Here is a 4109-nt window from a genome sequence, read left to right as displayed (position 1 = left end):
CCCCAGCTAAACGCCATCGCCCGGCAGCTCAATGAACGGCCCAGAAAGACCTTGCTCTATCGGACGCCAGCGGAGACCTTCGCCGCGTGTGTTGCAGCGATCAGTTGAGCCCGCCACCCCGAACAGACCTTCGGCGGGTCCGGTTTGCGGCGGTAGCCCCAATGTCTATTTTGGGGCCGACAGCCAACCGCTGAGTCCGACCCATACCAGACATTCAAGCCAGCGGCTCTGGATGACCCACAGACTATGCAGACTATTGGTCTATAACGGCATTGATAGAGATTTGGTCTCCATCAGCAGACACAGTCACGGGCTGTTCGATCTTCAATTTCAGCCCCGAAAAATCGATCGATATAGAGTCTTGAGTATGTTCCCCTGATCCTAAAGCGATGATGTCAGTTAATATTTCGCTGTCCTTTAGGAGTATTGTGTATGACCGGCGAACAGGAACGCCTGCTCTCATGATGCTATCAGAATCCGTCATCATAGTAAAACCCGCTACACGTAACAATATACCGGGTCGCTCCATGTGAAAGTTAGTGACATCAGGCAGAGCCATTGCGGTGGGACTTAAGGCGATCATTCCTTGCGACTGAAAAAACGTCCTCCCTTCTAGAAGGCGATCCATTGGGATGTCGATATTCAAAACCAGCCGAAGTCCACTTTGGGCGTTGAAGTCAGCAACAGTCTCAACACTCTCGGGAAGGGCAGCCAAGGTCGACTGTATTTCATCGATAAGTTTTGGTTCATCATAGAGCCGTCGCGTATCCGCCGATATAGAGGCGATGTCGTCTGGGTCGATTGGGTTGATGATTTCCTCAAGGATTAGATCGAGCGCTTCACCGCGTTCGACGCGCGCGCGCCAATCCGTGCCCCTCTTTTCTAGTAGCCAGCATAACGCAGCCCCCACGCCATAGGCTCTCCACCTGAACCAGCTTGTGGCGTAAGGGCGATCTGCGTCCCCGTGTAGGTCGTCTCGCAATGACTTGACGAGGCCGTCTGTGAGACTGACTCCGCCGTTCCGGGCAACCAAAGCGCGTGCGGTCTCTGCGACGAACACAGCCGTGCCTTCATATCGTTCCTTATTCCGCTCTACAGACGCAATCACTAGGCTGGCGGTCGCTTCGCGCTCACGGCGTAATACGAAATAACGTCTGACTAAATCATCTCGCTGTGTATCCGTCTGAGCCGACAAGGCATCAGCCAATATACGTCGCTCCATCTCCGCTGCGGCAGTGAAGCGGATACGATCAGTGATCGAAGAAAGATCAACATACTCGCCGCCAAAACGCATGTCCGATTTGTCGAAGGTATCAGATTGAAAATCATGAAATTGTTCATGGAACAGCGTTTGAGCCGAAGCACTCCAATCCGAACCCAAGGTCATGAGCATCATATTCGGCGACCCACCTGGATAGTCGAAGACAAATGTCGTGTCGGCTCCCGGCAACTCACCTGCCTGATAGCGGACGCTGTTTGAACTCCCGTCAGTGCCCACGATCACTGCGCCGTTCGCAGGCTCATAGAGCACGAACGCCTGGCCTTCCGGCCAATAGCCGGGCCAGATTCTCGCAAGTTCAGTTGATCGGTCTGTGATCTGCTGGGCCTTTGCTACCAGGCTCGCTTCAGGCTCAGGGACCTGACAGATCGAAACACTCGGGGTCAGGGCAAAGAGAGCGCCAGCGAGGCCCGCCCCACAACGTTTGATCATATCTTGCCCCACAACCGATGCTAGATGTCATTAGTCAAAAGCGGTCAAAATATGGCAGGCGGATTAGCCAGGAAAGGCTGTAGACTTGACGTCCATCTTGATTGCACCGGTGGCCTACAGTCTCCTTTCTTGACTACTGGTTCCCACCCCTAGGCGAAGTCCACGATGTCCGCTTCCGGGGCGCAGATTTGCGGTCTCTGAGAAATCGCCCAGGAGCGCTCTACAGCGTTGTTGCGCACAATGTCACCGGAAGCATCGACTTGCGTCTCCAGCACACCTCCAGATCGGTTTAAAGCAACCTTGAACCACTCGCGTGTCTTGACTCAACACAAGTCACGCGAGCAACTTTCAAAACTGCCGTCGGAGGCCGTCCCATCCGTCTCGCGCCGCCTGCCGTATTCCAAGCGTTGAAGCGAATAGTCGGGTGTCTATGTCGATCACCGTCAGGTTCAAACTCTTCGTCGTGTAGTGCGCCCACCAGATCGGCTGGCTCACCGGCCTTCCAACCTGCTGAAACGACTTCTGGCTCCAGCTCCCGCCAGCTTTCCTGAGCGCCTCGTCGATCATCGGTTCGCAGCCGGGCTGGGGAATGACCACCGCACCATGAAGGTGGAACCGGATCGCATTGTCCCTCTCCAGCACGAACCAGAACTCCGGGGCATCATCGGCGAAGGTCTCCCTCATCGCCTTGCGGATCCTGTCCTGCATGTAGCTGACGATGCCACGTGGTGATCTCCGTGCCGCCTCGTCGATGTCCTTCGATAGATGAAGGCTGATGGTATGAGCCCCTTGCTTGTGACTCTCCACCGACAACGCCATCACCTTCAACGGCATGGTCGTCTTCTCCCAGTGGGGTAGTCGGTAGCCTGGATATTTCTTTTGGATTTCGGCTCCTACTAAACCGCCCTTGACCGGACGCCCTTCCTTTTCCGCGACGCCAGTGGTGGCAAGGAAGAACCTGTCTGCTTGAGCCCGGCGACGCAGGCTTGTATGCGCAGTTCTGGACGTCTTCTCCACCTTGGCGGCGGCCTTGTTGGCGAACTTCAAGATGTCCGCCTTCGCCTGCCGGAAACTTCGGTCTCTTCGGCGCTCCAGCGCCTCGATCTTGGCGAGGTGTGCGGCCTGGTTGCGGGCGTATTCTTCGGGCTCGGGATGACCGAAGCTCTGCGCGATGGCGAGTTGCTCTCGAAAGCGTATGCGGCCCTTAGCGCTGGCGTTTGCGCCATCCTGGACCAGCCGTCGAAGCTGCTTCTCATATCTGGCTAAGGCCACGGGGTCGTTGAGGTCGCCTTCCATCCCGATTAGGGCTGTCGCGATCTCCCGTTCCTGCTCGGGAGATAGTGGGACGTCTTTCATGCAGACGCTCCAGTCGATGCCCGTCGCAACAGCCTGCTAACCTGCGCACCCGACCATAGACCACCGCGTGGTGCCATGATGGAACGGGCATTTAACTCGTTGGCGATGCCCCGGACCGATCCGATGCCGTCGCGCCTGATCTGGTCTGCAATCTGCAGGTGATCGTCCGCAAGCCGGGACGCCTTGATCGTGCGCACCTGAGCCGATCGGGCCCGTCCTGCAGCGGCATGGTCTTCGATCCGGTGCTCGCCTCTACGTCCGCCAAGGACCACACCCCGTTGACGGGCGGCCACTAATGCCGCCTTTGTCCGCTGCGAGATCATCTCCCGCTCCTGCTCGGCCATCGCCGCCATGATGTGCAGGGTGAAGCGGTTCGCCGAGGGCATATCCACGGCAATGAAGTCGACGCCTTGGTCCATGAGCTTGGCGATGAAGGACACGTTCCGAGATAGCCGATCCAGCTTGGCGATCACGAGAACCGCACCCCGCATCCGGCATTGCCGCAACGCCTCGTCCAGGGCCGGTCGATCAGCCTTCGTGCCGCTCTCGACCTCCTCGAACTCCATCAACAGCGTGCCGTCACAGACATATACCGCGACAGCCGATCGCTGGGCGTCGAGGCCGAGACCGGACTGCCCCTGGCGCTTCGTGGAGCAGCGGTAATACGCGATGTATCGGTTCGTGATGGTGAGGCTCCAGTCGCATCGGTCGTTGAACCAAATGATACACCCTGCCGGATGGGGAACGAAGGGCTATCTCACCGGCTTTGTCGGCTGAAAGCGGACCTTCCGAAGGACCGAGAAGGGTGGTTAGCGGACCTAGGTTCGAAAGCACAATGGGTCGGCTAAGGCAGACAAGGGAGGCGGCCTGTTGCGGACGCGGCCTTAGGACGGGTCTGGTCTGATGCTTGGCCCGTGGCTCGGGTCCTAGGTGATGTGGACAAAGTGGATTCCCAAATCAGCTGATCGCTGATTCAAGGCTGTTCTTTGCGGAGAGCAGCCATGGTTCGTGGTTTGATGTCGGATGCGGAGTGGGCGTTCTT

At 57.5% G+C, this 4109-nt stretch carries 3 protein-coding genes; all 3 read right to left on the bottom strand.

All coding sequences use genetic code 11. The features are described from left to right. Nucleotides 1-253 precede the first annotated feature (253 nt). Nucleotides 254-1711: a hypothetical protein gene (locus ACP7AU_RS17485; RefSeq protein WP_426052248.1), complete on the bottom strand. Its 1458-nt coding sequence runs from the start codon at nucleotides 1709-1711 to the stop codon at nucleotides 254-256. A 348-nt stretch (nucleotides 1712-2059) separates the two neighbouring features. Continuing rightward, on the bottom strand, nucleotides 2060-3067 hold the full coding sequence (locus ACP7AU_RS17480; protein WP_426052247.1) for a hypothetical protein: 1008 nt from the start codon (nucleotides 3065-3067) through the stop codon (nucleotides 2060-2062). Then, nucleotides 3064-3738, bottom strand: coding sequence for a recombinase family protein (locus ACP7AU_RS17475; RefSeq protein ID WP_426052249.1), 675 nt, complete (start codon nucleotides 3736-3738; stop codon nucleotides 3064-3066). Before ACP7AU_RS17475 ends, ACP7AU_RS17480 begins: the two co-directional genes overlap by 4 nt. Nucleotides 3739-4109 lie beyond the last annotated feature (371 nt).

Source organism: Brevundimonas sp. SL161, assembly GCF_049896985.1.
Classification (GTDB): domain Bacteria; phylum Pseudomonadota; class Alphaproteobacteria; order Caulobacterales; family Caulobacteraceae; genus Brevundimonas.
Note: the sequence above shows the minus strand (reverse complement) of the source record. Positions and strands in the feature narration are given on the sequence as shown.

Bases quoted from the DNA above. Each gene is read 5' to 3' on its own strand.
- ACP7AU_RS17485 (WP_426052248.1), bottom strand. From the start codon at position 1,711: ATGATCAAACGTTGTGGGGCGGGCCTCGCTGGCGCTCTCTTTGCCCTG.
- ACP7AU_RS17480 (WP_426052247.1), bottom strand. From the start codon at position 3,067: ATGAAAGACGTCCCACTATCTCCCGAGCAGGAACGGGAGATCGCGACA.